This window comes from Arcticibacter pallidicorallinus (assembly GCF_003002875.1).
Taxonomy (GTDB): domain Bacteria; phylum Bacteroidota; class Bacteroidia; order Sphingobacteriales; family Sphingobacteriaceae; genus Arcticibacter; species Arcticibacter pallidicorallinus.
The window spans coordinates 361858-379613 of the sequence record NZ_PVTH01000002.1 but is presented as its reverse complement, the minus strand read 5'-3'; the positions used below and the strand labels follow the sequence as shown (position 1 = coordinate 379613).

Annotated in this window: 19 protein-coding genes; 8 read left to right on the top strand and 11 right to left on the bottom strand. The window is 44.4% G+C overall.

Annotated elements, in window-relative coordinates; genetic code table 11:
- Window positions 1–2 precede the first annotated feature (2 nt).
- The gene (gene panB, locus B0I27_RS04415; protein ID WP_106291831.1) at window positions 3–818 is read right to left on the bottom strand and encodes a 3-methyl-2-oxobutanoate hydroxymethyltransferase; all 816 of its coding nucleotides are present in this window, start codon (window positions 816–818) and stop codon (window positions 3–5) included.
- A 312-nt stretch (window positions 819–1130) separates the two neighbouring features.
- On the opposite strand from panB, the gene carA reads away from it, so the two are divergent.
- The 4 genes from carA to B0I27_RS04390 all read left to right on the top strand — a co-directional run bounded on the left by carA (window position 1131) and on the right by B0I27_RS04390 (window position 4606).
- Window positions 1131–2243, top strand: coding sequence for a glutamine-hydrolyzing carbamoyl-phosphate synthase small subunit (gene carA / locus B0I27_RS04405; protein ID WP_106291827.1), 1113 nt, complete (start codon window positions 1131–1133; stop codon window positions 2241–2243).
- A 177-nt stretch (window positions 2244–2420) separates the two neighbouring features.
- The gene (eno, locus tag B0I27_RS04400; protein ID WP_106291825.1) at window positions 2421–3713 is read left to right on the top strand and encodes a phosphopyruvate hydratase; all 1293 of its coding nucleotides are present in this window, start codon (window positions 2421–2423) and stop codon (window positions 3711–3713) included.
- Between the two features lie 101 nt (window positions 3714–3814).
- Window positions 3815–4117 carry an FtsB family cell division protein gene (locus B0I27_RS04395; RefSeq protein ID WP_106291823.1) on the top strand — a complete coding sequence of 101 codons (303 nt, stop codon included), beginning with the start codon at window positions 3815–3817 and terminating at the stop codon, window positions 4115–4117.
- Between the two features lie 30 nt (window positions 4118–4147).
- Window positions 4148–4606: a hypothetical protein gene (locus B0I27_RS04390; RefSeq protein ID WP_106291821.1), complete on the top strand. Its 459-nt coding sequence runs from the start codon at window positions 4148–4150 to the stop codon at window positions 4604–4606.
- On the opposite strand, the gene B0I27_RS04385 is transcribed toward B0I27_RS04390, so the two are convergent.
- From B0I27_RS04385 to B0I27_RS04375, 3 genes are all read right to left on the bottom strand, one after another.
- Window positions 4601–6670 carry a hypothetical protein gene (locus B0I27_RS04385; RefSeq protein WP_106291819.1) on the bottom strand — a complete coding sequence of 690 codons (2070 nt, stop codon included), beginning with the start codon at window positions 6668–6670 and terminating at the stop codon, window positions 4601–4603. The genes B0I27_RS04390 and B0I27_RS04385 overlap by 6 nt on opposite strands.
- 69 nt (window positions 6671–6739) lie before the next feature.
- Complete coding sequence (fabG, locus tag B0I27_RS04380; RefSeq protein WP_106291817.1) at window positions 6740–7483, bottom strand: 3-oxoacyl-[acyl-carrier-protein] reductase; 744 nt, start codon at window positions 7481–7483, stop codon at window positions 6740–6742.
- Window positions 7484–7525: 42 nt separating this feature from the next.
- Complete coding sequence (locus B0I27_RS04375) at window positions 7526–8017, bottom strand: methionine-R-sulfoxide reductase (protein ID WP_106291815.1); 492 nt, start codon at window positions 8015–8017, stop codon at window positions 7526–7528.
- 130 nt (window positions 8018–8147) lie between these two features.
- Between B0I27_RS04375 and rlmH the strand changes: the two genes are divergently transcribed.
- Window positions 8148–8621 (top strand): 23S rRNA (pseudouridine(1915)-N(3))-methyltransferase RlmH, encoded by a 474-nt coding sequence (gene rlmH, locus B0I27_RS04370; protein ID WP_106291813.1) that lies wholly within the window; start codon window positions 8148–8150, stop codon window positions 8619–8621.
- 17 nt (window positions 8622–8638) lie between these two features.
- Window positions 8639–8761: a hypothetical protein gene (locus B0I27_RS17785; RefSeq protein WP_281260332.1), complete on the top strand. Its 123-nt coding sequence runs from the start codon at window positions 8639–8641 to the stop codon at window positions 8759–8761.
- A 41-nt stretch (window positions 8762–8802) separates the two neighbouring features.
- Here the strand turns inward: B0I27_RS17785 and B0I27_RS04365 are convergent, their stop codons facing one another.
- Window positions 8803–9237, bottom strand: coding sequence for a DUF5606 family protein (locus B0I27_RS04365; RefSeq protein WP_106291811.1), 435 nt, complete (start codon window positions 9235–9237; stop codon window positions 8803–8805).
- Window positions 9238–9241: 4 nt separating this feature from the next.
- Window positions 9242–9682, bottom strand: a complete 441-nt coding sequence (locus B0I27_RS04360) for a peptidylprolyl isomerase (RefSeq protein WP_106291809.1) — start codon at window positions 9680–9682, stop codon at window positions 9242–9244.
- A gap of 82 nt (window positions 9683–9764) precedes the next feature.
- Between B0I27_RS04360 and B0I27_RS04355 the strand changes: the two genes are divergently transcribed.
- Complete coding sequence (locus B0I27_RS04355; protein WP_425428114.1) at window positions 9765–11021, top strand: asparagine synthetase B; 1257 nt, start codon at window positions 9765–9767, stop codon at window positions 11019–11021.
- Window positions 11022–11091: 70 nt separating this feature from the next.
- Here the strand turns inward: B0I27_RS04355 and B0I27_RS04350 are convergent, their stop codons facing one another.
- The 5 genes from B0I27_RS04350 to B0I27_RS04330 all read right to left on the bottom strand — a co-directional run bounded on the left by B0I27_RS04350 (window position 11092) and on the right by B0I27_RS04330 (window position 16837).
- On the bottom strand, window positions 11092–13071 hold the full coding sequence (locus tag B0I27_RS04350) for a putative porin (RefSeq protein WP_106291807.1): 1980 nt from the start codon (window positions 13069–13071) through the stop codon (window positions 11092–11094).
- Between the two features lie 13 nt (window positions 13072–13084).
- Window positions 13085–13900, bottom strand: coding sequence for a purine-nucleoside phosphorylase (locus B0I27_RS04345; protein WP_106291804.1), 816 nt, complete (start codon window positions 13898–13900; stop codon window positions 13085–13087).
- Complete coding sequence (gene lpxK / locus B0I27_RS04340) at window positions 13890–14933, bottom strand: tetraacyldisaccharide 4'-kinase (RefSeq protein WP_106291802.1); 1044 nt, start codon at window positions 14931–14933, stop codon at window positions 13890–13892. Before lpxK ends, B0I27_RS04345 begins: the two co-directional genes overlap by 11 nt.
- A gap of 23 nt (window positions 14934–14956) precedes the next feature.
- A complete protein-coding gene (locus B0I27_RS04335; RefSeq protein ID WP_181276677.1) occupies window positions 14957–16231 on the bottom strand; it encodes a flavin monoamine oxidase family protein in 1275 nt (424 codons plus the stop codon).
- Window positions 16232–16393: 162 nt separating this feature from the next.
- Complete coding sequence (locus B0I27_RS04330; protein WP_106291797.1) at window positions 16394–16837, bottom strand: MarR family winged helix-turn-helix transcriptional regulator; 444 nt, start codon at window positions 16835–16837, stop codon at window positions 16394–16396.
- 144 nt (window positions 16838–16981) lie between these two features.
- Between B0I27_RS04330 and B0I27_RS04325 the strand changes: the two genes are divergently transcribed.
- Window positions 16982–17566: a tetratricopeptide repeat protein gene (locus tag B0I27_RS04325; RefSeq protein WP_106291795.1), complete on the top strand. Its 585-nt coding sequence runs from the start codon at window positions 16982–16984 to the stop codon at window positions 17564–17566.
- Window positions 17567–17756: the final 190 nt, after the last annotated feature.

The following is a 17756-nucleotide window of genomic DNA, read 5'->3' as shown; positions in this document are numbered from 1 at the left end:
AATTAATACTGTTCCTTTTCATTTGGAAAGTCGCTTGATTTCACATCATTGACATACGACTTTACCGCTTCGTTCATCATTCCATACATATCCAGATACTGACGCAGAAACCGGGGTTTGAAGCCTTTATTCAAGCCAATCATGTCGTGTACAACCAGCACCTGCCCGTCGCAATGACGACCTGCACCGATTCCAATTGTAGGTATCTTCAAACTGGCAGTTGCCTCCCTGGCGAGTTCCGCGGGGATTTTTTCAAGCACTACAGCAAAACAACCGGCCTCCTGTAAAACAAGCACATCCTGCTTCAGCTTGCTTGCTTCCGCTTCTTCCTTAGCCCTTACTGTGTAAGTACCAAACTTATGAATAGATTGAGGCGTCAAACCGAGATGACCCATCACAGGGATCCCCGCAGTAATTATCCTCTCAACAGACTCACGAATCTCCTCGCCTCCTTCCAGCTTTACCGCATGAGCACCAGACTCTTTCATAATCCGGATAGCACTGTGCAGTGCTTCCTTAGAATTACCTTGGTAAGTTCCGAACGGAAGGTCAACAACCACTAAACAACGTGCCGCCGCCCTCACCACTGATGCTGCGTGGTAGATCATTTGATCTAGCGTAATGGGTAATGTGGTCTCATGTCCGGCCATCACATTTGACGCGGAGTCGCCTACCAAAATAACATCTATCCCTGCATCGTCAACAACCCTGGCCATTGAATAATCATAGGCCGTTAACATAGCGATCTTTTCACCTCTCGCTTTCATATCATGAAGAGTGTTGGTGGTGATACGTTTGATCTGTGTATTTACTGACATATCTCGTCTCGATTGGTATTCGGGCAAATGTAGAAAAACTATACTCATCCGATTCTATAATTCACAATAATTTTATACCTTTGTCCCCTGTGAAAATTGAAGTGAACTGCTTCAGTATGTTGTACTCTGAATCCGGAAAATCTTTCGGGAACTTTAACCTGTTTCATTTATTTACAAACATCAAAAATAAGGGATACGCTGAGAATGAATTCATTCTGGCTTATGGCCCCGGTGCAGAATACCTGTACTATGAATGGATAAATGAGACATTAAACGAACACAAGAATTCAAATCTATACGACATAAACTGAAATGATTAATTATATCAAACTACCTGCTGTGCTCCTTCTTGAGGACGGAACTGTGTACCACGGAAAGGCTGCCGGAAAGATTGGCACTACAACCGGGGAAATTTGCTTTAATACCGGAATGACCGGTTACCAGGAAATCTTTACCGATCCGTCATATTTTGGACAGATCATGGTTACCACCAATGCCCACATCGGCAATTATGGCGTTAATTCAGAGGAGATCGAATCATCTGATATTAAAATTGCTGGCCTCGTCTGTAAAAACTTTAACATCGCCTACAGCCGTAAGCAATCTGACAAATCTATCCAGGACTATTTCCAGGAAGAAAATGTCGTAGGCATTTCAGATGTTGACACCCGCTCGCTCGTCCGCCATATTCGCGACAAGGGCGCTATGAACGCTATTATTTCATCGGAGGTACTCGACATTGAAGAGTTGAAAAAGATGCTGGCTGCAGTTCCTTCAATGGACGGGCTGGAACTCTCTTCACAGGTTAGTACAAAAGAGCCTTATTACTACGGAAACGAGAACGCTAAACATCGCGTGGCAGTCCTGGATCTCGGAGTGAAGAAAAACATCCTTCGTAACTTTGATCACAGAGATGTATTTGCTAAAGTATTCCCGGCAAAAACTCCTTTCGAAGAAATGGAGAAATGGGGCGCCGACGGATACTTTATCTCCAATGGTCCTGGCGATCCAGCTTCTATGCCTTATGCATTAGAAACTGTTAAGAAAGCTTTAGCTGTCGACAAGCCTTTATTCGGAATTTGCCTGGGACATCAACTACTTGCCCTGGCGAACGACATCAGGACTATGAAAATGAAGAATGGTCACCGCGGATTGAATCATCCCGTTAAAAACATCATTTTAGACCATTGTGAGGTTACCTCTCAAAACCATGGCTTCGGCGTCGTTTCAGAAGATGTTCGCAGTTCGGACAAAGTGGAGATCACCCATCTTAACCTTAATGACAACTCTATTGAAGGAATTCGTGTAAAGGGAAAGAAAGCATTCTCGGTACAATATCACCCTGAATCTTCTCCCGGACCTCATGATTCTCGTTATTTATTCGACCAGTTTGTCGACATGATGATCCCTGAAACAACAAATTAGAAATACCACCCCGTTAATAGTTTACATTAACGGGTTTTTTGTTTCTAATCATAAATAATTGTAAGATAAGTTATTTTTCATGGTCTAAAAAACACTACTTTTGGCCTAATCCTGCATAGTTTTTTAGCTGTAGAAGAAGAAAGTAACCCAATAAGATAATAAACTAATACAAAACAAATGAGCTTAATTTTAGACGTACATGCCCGCCAAATCCTTGACTCAAGGGGCAATCCTACTGTTGAAGTAGACGTAGTAACGGAGAACGGAACCCTTGGGCGCGCTGCGGTACCATCAGGAGCATCTACCGGTCAGTTCGAAGCGGTTGAACTGCGTGATAACGATAAAAGCAAATACATGGGTAAAGGCGTTCTTAACGCTGTTAACAATGTAAATGAGAAATTAGCTAAAGAACTTCAGGGTATCGATGTGTTCGATCAGAATACTATCGACAAACTGATGAACGATATTGACGGAACACATAATAAAGGTTCTATCGGAGCAAACGCAATCCTGGGTGTATCTCTGGCAGTAGCAAAAGCTGCAGCACAGGAAAGCCGTCAGCCATTATACCGTTATATTGGTGGTGTTAATGCAAACACACTTCCTATTCCAATGATGAACATCATGAACGGTGGTGCTCATGCTGATAACAAGATCGATTTTCAGGAATTCATGATCATGCCTGTAGGCGCTGATACTTTCTCTGAAGCTTTGAGAATGGGTACGGAGATCTTCCACACCCTAAAATCAGTTCTAAAGAAAAAAGGATATTCTACTAACGTAGGAGACGAAGGCGGATTTGCTCCAGAGATCCAGAGCAACGAAGAAGCTATCGAGACAGTACTTCAGGCAATTGAGGCTGCTGGTTACAAACCAGGTCAGGACATCTACATCGCAATGGATGCTGCCAGCTCTGAGATGTATAACGAAGAAACCAAGACTTACAGCTTTTACAAATCAAACCCTGGTAAGACCTTCAGCAGTGATGATATGGTTGCATATTGGGCTGAATGGGCTGCTAAATATCCAATTCTTTCTATCGAAGATGGTCTTGCTGAAACTGACTGGGACGGTTGGAAAAAACTGACTGACGTTTTAGGTAAGAAAATCCAGCTTGTAGGTGACGATTTGTTCGTTACTAACGTGAAGTTCCTTCAAAGAGGAATCGAAACAGGAGTTGCAAACTCTATCCTTGTAAAGGTTAACCAGATCGGTTCATTATCTGAAACAATCAATGCAGTAACTCTTGCTCAAAACAATGGTTATACCTCAGTGATGAGCCATCGTTCAGGCGAAACAGAAGATTACACTATCGCTGACCTTGCTGTAGCGCTTAACTGTGGACAAATCAAGACAGGTTCTGCATCTCGTTCAGACAGGATCGCTAAATACAATCAACTGATCCGTATCGAAGAAGAGCTTGGTGCTTCTGCCCGCTTCATCGGAAGAGACTTCAAATTTTTGAAGTAGTCACACCGGCAGCTTTCGTAAAATACCGGTATTAAAGTTTAAATACCTATAATGCACATCCCGTATGAAAACCATACGGGATGTTTTATATTTGTACCACTATGAAACGCATTATCAACCTATTCAGCAATAAGTACTTCCTTTCCGCTTCGATCTTTCTAGCATGGATGTTGTTCTTTGACAGGAATGATCTGATGTCTCAATATGACTACCGGACAGAGTTGAAAAAACTCCAGGAAGAGAAAGATTTCTACACAAAAGAAACGGAATTGGTAAAAAAAACGCTCAGCGAGCTAACTACCGACCAAACCAAACTTGAAAAGTTTGCCAGAGAAAAATACCTCATGAAGAAGGAAAATGAGGATGTATATGTAATAATTCCGGAGAAAGAGATAGAGAAATAAAAGAATTATAACCTGTCGAAATTGAACCTATTGACAAAAATATTTTCTTCCCTGCTAGTTACCCTGATCATCCCGGGAGTTTCGCTGGCAGTGGCTCAGCAACCTGAGCCTCAGAGAGAGGTAATTGTTCTTGACAAAAACACACCCCTAAAACGAATCACCACCCTTACCTATATCGGTGAGATTAAAGGTCGATCTTATATCAAAATCGTACTGGAGCCTGTTCAAACGACTGCCGGTTCGGAAACAACGTCCGTCCGGGGAACCTGCTATGAAGCAGCAACGGGCAAGACCCTCCCTGTCGCAGGCACTATTGACCGCGAAACAGGCAGTTGGAATCTCAGATGCCTCAATAATAAAAAACAAACGATCTATACCTTCAAAGGACGTGAAAACTTCGAAGGAACCATCGAAGGGGATTGGAAAAGCAAACATGCAGGTTTGTCTTTCTATCTTTTTAAGAAAGAAGACCAGCTACCGGGGCTATAAATCACCACCTCTTTTCCGCAAAAACCATTCACAAAACATTAATCCGCATATAAAACCCAAAATCCATTTCATGCTCATCAGGTCGCTCATAGTCGTATTTTCATAAGATACGGTTCTCAGGGTTTCATTCATGCCGATGGAGTTTGCCATATCATCAAGCTGACGGGGATAAAACAACTCTCCACCGCTCTGCCTGGCGAGCTGATAAAGCAGCTGATGGTTTGCTCTCACTTCCTGGTATTCAAGCTGGTCTGCACTTATCAGAAGCTTCCCTTCTGCCTTATAGCTCGTATTTCCCAGCTTTGTAGATGCTTTGTAAGTGTATTCCCCTGCTGTTAGCGCACCAAGGTTCATGATATAAGAATTGTTCATTCTCGAGAATTGATAGGAAAAAATGCTGCCCGCCGCGCTATGCAAGGTCAACGATACGTCCGGTTTATTCACCAGCTCAAGCGACTCATCATACAATTCCGCATTGAATATAACCGGCTCACTACTTGTATAAATTTGCTGGGAGGAATAAACCCTGAACCTCCGTTTATCTGCATCTGCTAACAGAAATTGCACTGCCTTATTCAAAAGCTGATCAACCAAATGGTGACTTCCTGAAGTCTGGAAAGCCTGAAGGCGCCATCGCCAAATACCTTCACCGCCCAGGAAGCCGAACCTTGGTTCTGCATCTGCGGAAAAACTAAAAAGCGGCTTTCCTGTATTAAATTGTCCTACTTTCTGATGAAGAAGATCGTAATGATTTCCTTTGTAATGAACATCTGCGAAAGGTACCAGCAAAGGACCGTAGCCTGATATTGCAGCACTCAGGCTGTCGGGAAGAGAAAATGCCTGAAAAGAGGGGTTTATCGTTGCCGAAGATTCAAGCCCTGAGGGTGAGGCTTTGAGATCGAGCATGCTCTGCATGGAAGAAAATGCAGGAAGATCACTCTGGGCGCCGAGAACATACCATACAGGCTTAGACTTTATCGAGCTTAAAAAGCCCCCCAGAGAAGTCCTCTGAGATGGCAACTGATACAAGATGAGCAAATCCGCATTGGTGACATCGACCGGTTTAAGATCCTGCACGTACAAAAACCTCACTTCGTAACTACCCGCGGTTTGAAGTGACTGCCGGATAGCGCTTATATCCGGATGGGGAGCATCGGAAACGATCAGGATATTTTTCTTCAAATCCTGGGCCTGCAAGTAAAAGTCGCGAATATTATTTTCAAAAGATCTCTCATTCGGTAGCGTGTCTACCCGAACAGTGTATCGCGATGTTCCGGCGCGTTGCGCAGGCAAAACTATGGGTAGATTATAGCGAAAATCATCCGTATGAATGTTCAGGATCTTAGAGAACAACAGCTCCTTTCCTCTGTAAACTCTGATCCTCGGTTGATTGCCTTTACTCTGGTATGCCTCAATCTGCAGGCTTATTTCGAAATCATTCCCAGCCTGAATGAGCTCATTATAATGGATATTGGAGATCCGGAGATCCTTGCTTTCATTGGAATCTCCAAGCGCAACAGAATAAACCGGAGCCCTTAGAGACAGAGCCGCTGCGAGGGGATCACCTCCCCGATTATACAGTCCGTCGGATGCTAAAATTATTGCCCCTACATTTCTCCCAGCATATAGACTTCTTATCTTCTGAAAAAGCGAGTTGATATTAGTGCTTCTATCTTTCAGGTCCATCCGGAATCCCGCGCGCACACTATCGCCAAGTAGAAGTGTGTCTACCTGGTATTTCCTGGAAAGTGCTTCATATAATTTTTTAACAGATGCAGAATATCGTGTTCTTTCCGAGGAATCGGACGAACCAATGATCAAAGAGGCTGAGTTATCCTGAGCCAGAATAATGACCGGCTTTTCAAGCGTCTTCTCCACAGACCTGATGTGTGGAGCAAATAGAAGAAAAGTTATTGAGGCAACAGCGAGAAGCCTCAGTGCAAATAACACAAAATGTGGCATGCCCCTTCCCCGTATTCCCGGGGAGTACAGGAATAACGCATAACCCACTCCAAGAAGAAGGCTGAATGCTAACCAAAAAAAATGACTTATCTGAAATTCCAAGGCAAAAAAATTGGCATACTACCAAATGTAAATATGCCAATTTTCATCAAAATATGCTTGAATATTCTCCTACAACATACCGCCATCCACGGCAACAACTTGTCCGGTCACATACGCACTCAAGTCCGATGCAAGGAACACACAAACATTAGCCACATCGTCTGTCTCACCTGCACGCTTCATCGGGATGCTTTGCTCCCAACCAGCTACAACCTTTGGGTCAAGCACTTCCGTCATCTCAGTCTTGATAAATCCCGGAGCAACCACATTCGTACGAATATTCCTTGAACCAAGCTCCTTTGCCATCGATTTGGAGAAACCAATGATACCTGCCTTAGAAGCAGCGTAGTTTCCTTGTCCGGCATTTCCCTGAACGCCGACTACAGAGCTCATATTGATAAAAACACCCTTACGGTTCTTCATCATGATCTTAGATGCAGCTTTAGTAACATTAAAGATCGACTTTAAGTTCACTTCGAGCACATCATCCCACTGCTGCTCCGTCATGCGCATCAACAGTCCGTCTTTGGTTATACCAGCGTTATTAACTACAATGTCCAATGCACCAAAATCAGCAACAACATCAGTGATCAGCTGTTCAGCCTGATCAAACTTGGAAGCATCAGAGCGATATCCCTTAACCTTTGTTCCTGCCTGTTGCAATTCCTGCTCCAGAGCCAGGCCCTTCTCTACGGAAGACAAATAAGTAAACGCAACATTCGCACCATGTTCGGCAAACTTTTCAGCGATCTTACGGCCAATTCCTTTTGAAGCGCCAGTAATCAGCGCAGTTTTTCCTTCGAGTAACTTCATAATACTAAATTATCGGCTGTGAAGTTAGAGATTTTTTTGAATCTACTTGGAATCCGCGATAAAATCCATGGACACAGAATTTACACAATGACGTGTATTCTTCGCCGTGAAACCCTCGTTCAGAAACACATGCCCCAAATGTCCGTCGCAGTTCGCACAGACGATCTCCGTACGCTGACCATCCAGATCCGGCACTCTCTTCACCGCGCCTTTTATCTCATCGTCAAAGCTCGGCCATCCACAGTGCGAATCAAACTTGGAATCAGAACGATAAAGCGGTGCATTACACCTGCGGCAGACATAAGTCCCCTTTTCTGTGTTATGCAGAAACTTCCCTGTACCCGGGTATTCGGTTCCTTTATGCACAATGATGCGTTCCTCTTCAGCGGTTAATCTATTATAATCCATATTATTTGTCATTATTTTCCTCATAGTCGTATCCCGCGCTCCCTCTTCGTGCGATGAAACTTTGTCCTGGGCGCAGGCGCTAAGACCAACAATTAAAAAACAGTACATTACAAAGATAGTTTTCATGGTAGTATAGTAACGACTAAATCCTACGGCTGATATATAGTGACCAAGCCACTTCCATTTATGATGAAAGAATGACTTTATCAAATTTCATTACTTTTGACCGGAAACGAAAAATAGCCATTATACGCTGATGAAAATAACTTTTTTGGTATTAGGTAAAACCGACGACAAATACATAATTGAAGGGATCACAAAATACCTTGGCCGACTCAAGCATTACATCAAATTCGACCTGATAGAAATACCCGACCTGAAAAACACCAAGAACCTCAGGGAAGATCAGCAAAAAGCAAAAGAAGCAGAGCTCCTGCAAAAAGCTTTGAACCCTACCGATCATATCATCCTGCTCGATGAAAAAGGAACCGAATTTACTTCCCGGCAGTTTTCGGAGTTCTTAAACAAGAAAATGGTCAGCGGAATCCAGAACCTCGTTTTCATCGTGGGCGGACCCTATGGTTTCGATGAAAGCATTTATAAGTTAGCCCAGGGCAAAATATCTCTCTCTAAATTGACGTTCTCTCATCAGATGGTTAGACTGTTCTTTATTGAGCAGGTCTACCGCGGATTTACTATCTTGAAAGGCGAACCATACCACCATGACTAACAGTAACAAAAAATAAGATGCAGTTTAAACCAAGAAAATATCGCTATAAGGGGGCAGATCCCGACAAGGAGCAGAAGAATTTCTGGATCCTTATACTAGTCGGCATCGCAATCAGCGCTGCCATCATGTATTTCTTTTAGATAGAGAAACAAAAAAACCCGGAGTAAATCCGGGTTCTCATTTATTTTTCTTCTGTAGATTCCTCCGCTTCTGCTGAGGCTGGAAGTGCTGCGGGCTCCTCGTCAAACAGAGGAAGCTCTTTAATAATGGAATACCACACCAAAATTTTCTTCATATCTGAGGCATAAACCTTTTCCTCATCATGATCCGGAGCAACTTCTCTAAAATAGGCTCTTAAGGTCTTACCGTCTGATTTTGCATCAGGAACCGACTCACTTGCTTTTATCTTCTCAAAGATATCAATGAGCTTCAGATCGCCATTCTCACCGAATACAGTGATGTCTTCCAATGAAGCTAACTTCGACGTGGAAATATTCACTACAAGCTTCACCTTTTGCTCATCCAGACTTTCAAGAACGAATCCCGACTTATTCTGACCAATAACTTTGTATAGTCCCGGCTTTCCCGAAACAGATACCAGACCTCTTAAATTCATGCGCTTAGTTTTCTTCGATTACTTCAACACTTAAAATCTTATCGCCCGCACGGATCGCGTCAACCACGTCAACATTTTCCACAACCTTACCGAAGCAAGTATGGTTTCTGTCCAGATGCGCTGTGTTATTACGACTATGGCAGATAAAGAACTGAGAGCTTCCTGTATCACGTCCTGCGTGGGCCATAGACAACACGCCACGATCGTGATATTGATTTTCGCCGGTAAGTTCACACTTGATACGTGTACCTGATCCACCCGCGCCTGTGCCCGTAGGATCGCCACCCTGAATAACAAAATCAGGAATAACACGGTGGAAAGTAACACCATTGTAGAATCCTTCTTTAGATAACTTCAAGAAGTTAGCCACGGTATTAGGAGCGTCTTTATCGTAGAACTCTACGGTCATATCGCCTTTTTCTGTCTTTATTATTGCTTTACTCATGATTTGCTGATTTAAACCTCAAAGTTAATTATTTCATTTAGATTTAAGGGACTAAAGGTTTTTCCAGTAATCTATTTACACCATGCCAAGAATTCTGATGATCGTTTTCTTTCTCCTGTTCTCTTTCGGAGCAAGAGCCGCATCCCTTCTGGTCGCGATGGATGAAGATCAGAAAAACCACCTTAAAGCATACGGATTGACATTCTGGGCATTAAAAAACGGTGTCGAAGCCAACTGGTTGCTCAACTACAGAGGCGGAAGCTTTCTCTTCGCCTATTCCGAAACGGTTGAAAAAGAATGCAAAATAAGAAATGTATCCTATCAGGTTATTACCGAGGCCGCCACCAATAATATCCTGAGTACCATAGCCGACAACCAGGTAAATATGGATATTATTAAACTGGAGAAAGCACCTACAATAGCTGTTTATTCGCCAAAAAACAAGCTTCCCTGGGACGATGCCGTAACCTTAGTGCTAACTTATGCAGAAATACCCTACGACATTGTTTATGACGAAGAAGTGTTAAAAGGCGGTCTCAGCAACTACGACTGGCTGCACCTCCACCATGAAGACTTCACAGGCCAATACGGTCGCTTCTGGTCCACCTTTCGCCTAGCTGAGTGGTATACCGAAGATGTGAAGCTCCAGGAAATAACCGCAAAGAAACTGGGCTATAAAAAGGTATCGCAAATGAAGCTCGACGTCGCACTGGCTATTCGAAACTTCTGTGCCGGTGGCGGCTTCCTCTTTGCCATGTGCTCAGGCACGGAAAGCTTTGATATCGCTCTAGCCGCCGAAGGTATCGACATCTGCGAAACCATGTTTGACGGCGACCCGGCAGATAGTGACGCTCAAAAGAAGCTGGACTACACCAAAACCTTCGCTTTCCAGAATTTCAAGCTGGATATGAACCCCTACAATTACGAATTTTCTGACATTGATGCCACCGCAACCCGGAATGTAGAGCGTACAGACGATTTTTTCACTCTATTTGACTTTTCCGCCAAATGGGATGTAATCCCCACCATGCTCACACAAAACCACGACCAGGTTATCAAAGGCTTTATGGGGCAGACCACGGCCTTTCGTAAAGCGCTTCTGAAACCTAACGTACTCGTTTTAGGCGAGTCGAAGGCTGCAGATGAAGCACGCTACATTCACGGAGAGTTCGGAAAAGGTCAGTGGACCTTCTATGGCGGGCATGACCCCGAAGATTATCAGCACGCGATCGGCGACCCGCCTACCGATCTGCATCTGCATCCCAATTCAACCGGGTACAGACTCATACTCAACAACGTGCTGTTCCCCGCTGCAAAAAAGAAAAAGCAAAAAACCTGAGCGTTCAAGGCAGAGAGACCCAATCGAAGAAATCCGGTTAGCCCCCTAAAATCCCTAACCAGGAATTCTACTAGTCGTAAAAACTCCAGCTCACGCCAAACTTAAAAAGTGCGCTCGGCATCGGGTACCGGTTTACGGTATAATACCCCTTTGAAAACAGCCCCTGGTTGGCGTAATCATAGCGCACAAAAAGATTTGCTCTCCGCAATGCAAAACGCGCCCAGAGATCCACAATTGGATAAGATGAATACTTCACCGCATACCCGTTATAGAACTGGCTTACGTTTATTGCATAAGATGAGGCCGTGTACGGCGTATTCAGGCGCACGTCAAAACCGATATCTGCGAACAGCGCCTTTTTAAAATAGCTATTCGAAAAATAAACACTGTTATACGTATAAAACTCCGGAATCCGCAATAGATCCTGATAATCCGTTTTCTGATAAACCAGGAAGTTCTCCATATTAAACTTCCCCACCTTAAACCTTTTACTCAAAGTCACCTTCAGCAAGTTGATGCTACTTCCTTCCTGGGCCGGCTCAATCTCGTTTACAAAGGGAGTCTCCCTCAAATACAGATAATTATCAACGAGGAAATACTCTGCCTTAGCCAGTATGTTGAACTTCGGATTAACATACGCAAAAGACAGGTTATTGATCTTGGTATTGTCAAAATTCCTGTTCCAGTTATGGTAGGTGTACGCCAGATTTTCATAGATCATTTCCGGCGCCTTGTTTTGCGTATATGCGCCCAAAACAATACGTCCCACAGACCTGCTCAACATAACCTGGGCTTTCGCATCATAAAGATAGTCTCCCGCATTTCTTCCCTGCACGATCTGCTGCAGATCTGCATTCAGATTCACCCGGTCACTGAAACGATATCCCGCATTCGCCTTTAAAGTAATATTCTGAAACGATGTATTGTAATCCATCTGATCGTACCAGTACAGATCGTGGCGCATCCCCACATCCAGCTTGATCTCGTTCTTCAAGAAGCTCACCGAGCGACCCCTCAGGTAAAAACTATACATGAATTCGTTTCGCAGGTTTTTGATATGTGTGGAGTCTACAACGAGCTTACCCGCTCCGGCAACGTCCGGAAATACATTATTCAGATCATCATCATTCTTATAAAACCGGTAGGCCTCATTCGAGTACAGCAATGAATGCGAAACCCGCTGAGTAGGCAATATACTCGAAGCACCTTCAGCACCCGCGGTATCAATCCGCCCCAGATAGTAAAATTGCTTCAGAAAAAAAGACTTCGACTTGTATGACTGACGCGTTGGGTCACGTGTATCGTTCAAATTCACCGATTCCTCCTGGGCGCCTAAGGTATTCGTAGAATTAAAGATGTCGTTATTCACCACCGACCCGTTTTCTTCCGTCTTCAGCGTATTGAACAGCCCGTTAACAAGCAAATTATAACGCTTCGTCGGCGATTCATACCAGCTGAATACGGCTGCGTTCAGGTGGTCAGAGTTCTGATTTCTGTAAATCCCCCTCGCTCCCACACGAAAATAATTTCCGCCAACATTCCAGTTTGGCTTAACATTCTGCGAATGCGTCACCCGGAAAACCTGCTCGGTTCTGCTGCCGTTTACATAGTAAAGTGACGTATATGGAGTACGTGCCCTGTAATACTTAATAGAATCCTGGGTCAGCTTGAAACGATCCATCGAATGAAATCCTGCATCGAAGCCAATAGATTTTGTCGGAGTAAAAAGAAGATCCCGGTAAGGCAGCCCCAGGTTACCCAAATTAGCACTTGGATTTTCCGGCGTAATCAACGGGTTATAGTTCTGAAAACGATGAAGAGTGGTATCCAAAGGTTCTGTCTGCGTACTGTCTTTAAGCAAACTCAAATTGGTATAACGGATATACGTTGAATTAAATATCACCGTATCTCGTCCCTCCTCCTCCAGCTTACGCAAAGAATCCAGCTCCGCACCCGCCGACCTCACCTCAGGTGTTCCCTGGATCTGTGCAGCAAGCGGATTAAGACCCGCAAAAAAAACGGCTAACAGGGCAACAAAAAAATATCTCATCAACATTCAAACGTTAAAAAGAGCCAAGCAACTCTTTCAATACCAAAGTCATTTTAGGCTCTGCCTCCTGAGCTACACGTACAATCTCATCCAGAGAAACGGGTTCCAATGCATCCAGAAAGCCTTCATCCGTGATCACAGAAACGGCAAACACAGGCAAACCCATGTGTTTAGCCACAATCACCTCCGGCACCGTGCTCATCCCCACTGCATCGCCTCCTATAATCCTTAAGTAATTATACTCCGCCTTGGTTTCCAGATTAGGGCCTGGTACCGACACGTAAACGCCCTTATGGCAGCTGATGTTATGTGCAGCTGCAATTTCCATCCCCTTCGCAACCATTTCGCGGTCGTAAGGCTCATTCATATCCGGAAAACGCGGACCCAGATCATCCCAGTTTCTTCCACGAAGAGGATTATCAGGAAGCAGGTTGATATGGTCTTCAATGATCATGATGTCACCTTTCTTAATATCTTTATTCAGAGAGCCACTCGCGTTTGATACAAACAGACGCTTAATACCAAGCATTCTCATCACCCTCACCGGGAACGTAATTTGCTTCATATCATAACCCTCATAATAATGCAGCCTGCCCTGCATCGCCACAACCTTCTTTCCATTCAGCATTCCAAATATCAGCCGGCCTGAATGAAATTCAACCGTGGAGATCGGAAAATCCGGAATATTGGAATACATCAGCTTATGAAGCACCTCAATTTCGCTCACAAGGCCACCAAGACCAGTCCCGAGAATAATCCCTATTTCCGGTTCAAAATCGCCGATACGTTTTTTAATATATTCAGTGGTATTATAGATATTAGCTAACATAGTTTTTAATTAACAGGTCAAACCTCTCTTTATCAGACTCATGAAATTCTGCCTCGACAGGCAGATAAAAAACAGGCAAATCTTCCAGGATAACGCGAAGAGCCTCTGTCGTCAAACGCTGGGTGTCCTTTTCGGTAGTAATAATGATTTTATTCAGCGCCTCATCCTGTCTGAAATCTTCCGCAAGTTTACTAATATTTTTTGGGCTGAAAGGATGATGGTCGGGGTAATCATAGTGCTTTACGGCAAAGCCCGACGAACTGATTTTCCGATACAGAGGTTTGGGATTAGCGATTCCACTGAGCAGGTAAACTTTCGTGCCCGATATCAAATCGGCCAGCGCAACAGTTTCTTCAGCAAACAGCGCACGCAGTTTTCCGTATTTGAGGTAAGAGAAAAACACCTGTTGTCCGGCAAGCGGCTTCACCCGCGCTATCGCCGATTCCCGCTCCCTGTGGCTAAGCTCTTCATCCGTCTTGGTTAAGATAATAGCATCCGCCCTGGCCCGTCCAGAAAACGGTTCGCGCAGATTGCCCGCCGGCAAAACCAGAAGCGGTTCGTTCAGGCGCGTATAATCAAACAGCAAAAGCTGAAGACCTGCCTCTACCGCCCGGTGTTGATAAGCATCATCCAATATCACCAGATCATGCTCCTTTTGCAACCTTTCAATCCCCACTGCCCTTTTCTCACAAACAGCCACACTGAGTCCAGGAAACTTCTTTTTAAACTGAAGGGGCTCATCTCCACTCTCGGCAGACGAGTCGTCGGTTCTCACCATCCTGAATCCCTTGGTCTGCCTGCCATAGCCTCTGCTTAGAACGGCAACTCCGGAGTCTCCGCTTAACAGCCGGATCAGGTATTCTGCCATGGGACTCTTACCCGCTCCCCCGAGGGCCAGGTTGCCGATGCAGATCACAGGAATATCAAATTTCCGCGACTTGAACACCCCCGCGGAGTATAAGTAATTGCGTAACCACAAGACAGAGCCGTACAAGAGAGAAAACGGATATAAAATCAGACGTAGATAGATCATGTCCTTACTTTAGAAAACAAACATCAGTTGTCCAGGATCCTGCGTGCCGCTTCCCTGCCCGAAATAAGAGCAGCCTCAACCGTCCCTCCATGAGGCCCGTTATATATCGCTTCACCGGCAAAATAAATCGTATCCTGCACACCGGAACGAAGCAGCTCCACCGCTTCCCTTCCTTCCAGCGTCATAAAGGTATATCCTCCTTTAGAAAACGGGTTCGTATTCCAGTTAAAAAGGGAGAAATCCTCGATTTGTCCATATAAAAAATTTTCCGATAAACCGAAGGTCAGCGCCAACGACCTGACGGCTTTTTGCATTATCTGTTTATCCGTGAAAGAGTCCATCCTCGCAGACCGGGGACCAGCAATCCAACCATATAAGATGGGCAGAGTGTTAGTAGAATGCAGCCACCACGTCGGTATCTCCCCGTTTGAAAGCAAAAAAGTGACATCCTTACTTACAGTATCAACCCAGAAAGCAGACTTGAACACGATGACTATTTTAATGACAGCGCCGAAGCCGATCTCGCCAAAAGCACGCGTTTGTTCAGGCAACGCAGGCTCAAACGAAAGTGACCCCGCATTCCCTGATGGGATACGAAGGACTCCAGGGGGCACCGTCACAATCAGTTTATCAGCAGTAAACGATTCTCCGTTTGACGTTAGAATCTCCACAAATCCTTCCCGCCAGCAGATACGCGTCACCACTTTATGAAGATGAATATTACACCCCACCCTCTGACACTTATCAACAAGAAAATCGATAAGACGCCCGTAACCCTCATCTACCCGATACTGCAGGCCCTGATAAGACCATTCATCACGCAGCGAAAATACGCTTACCCTATCGGGATCCGCCGCATCATAACCCTCTGCAAAACGCAAAACATCCGCCCGCAATACAGCGTAGCGGTCATCATTAAAAAACGAAAAAAGAAAGTCGCTTAACGTCGTATCTGCCTCTAAGGTGTTTAAACGATCCATAAATTCTTTCCACTGCCCGCTCCTCTCTTCCGAAACTTCCTTACCCGCCTCCATTCTGACTCCCTTTTGATCCACAAGAGTATATGTCAGACCTGCCTCGTTCAAAAGATCAAAACTGAGCTGAAGGTCACCATGTATAAACTCAGCACCGAGCGCAACAGGGAACGGACATCCGGGATTTTCGATATCCAGCACCCGTCCACCCGTACGGGCACCTCCCTCCAATACCACTACCTTTCGTCCCGACGCCGAAAGTTCACGTGCAGCGAGAAGACCGGCTGCGCCTGCTCCTATAATAAGAATTTGGGAATGAGACATAAAATTTCTTAAAGTTACAGAAAGTTTCATCTTCCATAAAAAACTTCAGAAAGAACTTACGTTTTTATAGCATAAATATCCAGCGATTATTTTGGAGATAGTTTGCATCCAGGCCGATCGTCGTCGGAAATCCATCCTCTGCAAATGGGAAACCGACGACTGTTAAAGTAGATTTTTGTAAATATGCGCCAGAACGGTTCCTACATCAGCTATTTTCTCCTTGGGGATGTCTTTACTCAATGCTTCATAAAACTCGTTAAAGATTGGTTGAAAGCGTTGCTGATACGCTACTCCCTTTGATGTCAGCGAAATTATCTTGTTTCGCCTGTCAGACGGATCTTCAGATCGGACAGCAAGCCCTCTTTTCTCCAGGTTATCCAGAAGCGACGTCAGGCTCGCCTTATTTTTCTGAATATTGTCGGCGATATCCTGCTGATTCATCTTACCCTTTCTCCATAACACAGCCAATACCTGCAACATTTCATAAGTCAGGTCTATTCCATGCTCCCTTATCTTACGCTGAATAAACTGCTTCATCCCTAACCTTACGTTTAGGATAGAGTCAATTAACGTTTTGATTTCCGGTGAAGATTTTACCTTGTCCATAGATAACACTAAAAAGCCAGTACCTCTTAGTTAAATATTAAACTGTCTAATCGCTACATTGTTTACTGCCAGTAAACGTTTGGCTGTATTTTTGCAGCTACATATTAATTATTCCATATTTGGGCTAATTACAGTTGATTTGACATGAAATATATTGCTATTATATTACTATTCCTCTTTTCCAAACCTGCTATCAGTCAGACTCCAGAAGACCAATACTACGATTTTAGTCTCCATCTTTCGGAAGGTAATGCGGAGAAGGCAATGAGTATTGCAGAAAAACTGATTCCCTCTGCAAGCGTACTTAAAAAGAAACAGCAGGCCATATTCTATTTTAAACTCGCAAGGCTCTACGAGGACAGTAAAAATGGACAGAAAGCGATTATCTACTACCAAAAATCGTTAACGCTTGAGCCCGATTACTATGTGCCACACCTTGCCCTCGGTTATCTCTACCTGGGTAATGCTAATGCCGTAGCCACTAAGGCCAAAGCCGAAAAAAATAACGCAAGTGTTCGCCAGCGGTACATGACCGAGTATAAAGGAATCCTTAGGCAGGCAGTCCCCCACCTCGAAAAGGCAATGGCTTGTGACCCGAACGACCAGGTGCTCACATCTATTAAGAACATTTATCTTGGTCTGGAAGATCCAGCTGGCTTTAGATCCCTCGACTCAAGGATCGATGAGTTGAATAAAAACTGCGTCACTGTGCTGACGGAAGACTTTTAGCGCGCCAACCACTCTCGGCTTTACCTAATTCCTTTTCTTCCTTCCTGACTTCTCAGCAGTCTGTTACGACCTTGTACTCAACTTGTAACTCCTCTATATGAAGGCGTATTCATCTCGACATAAACCCGTGTTGAGTCCGACCTAAGGAGCTTAACGTCGGACTCAACACGGGAGAACAAGGGCATATTAT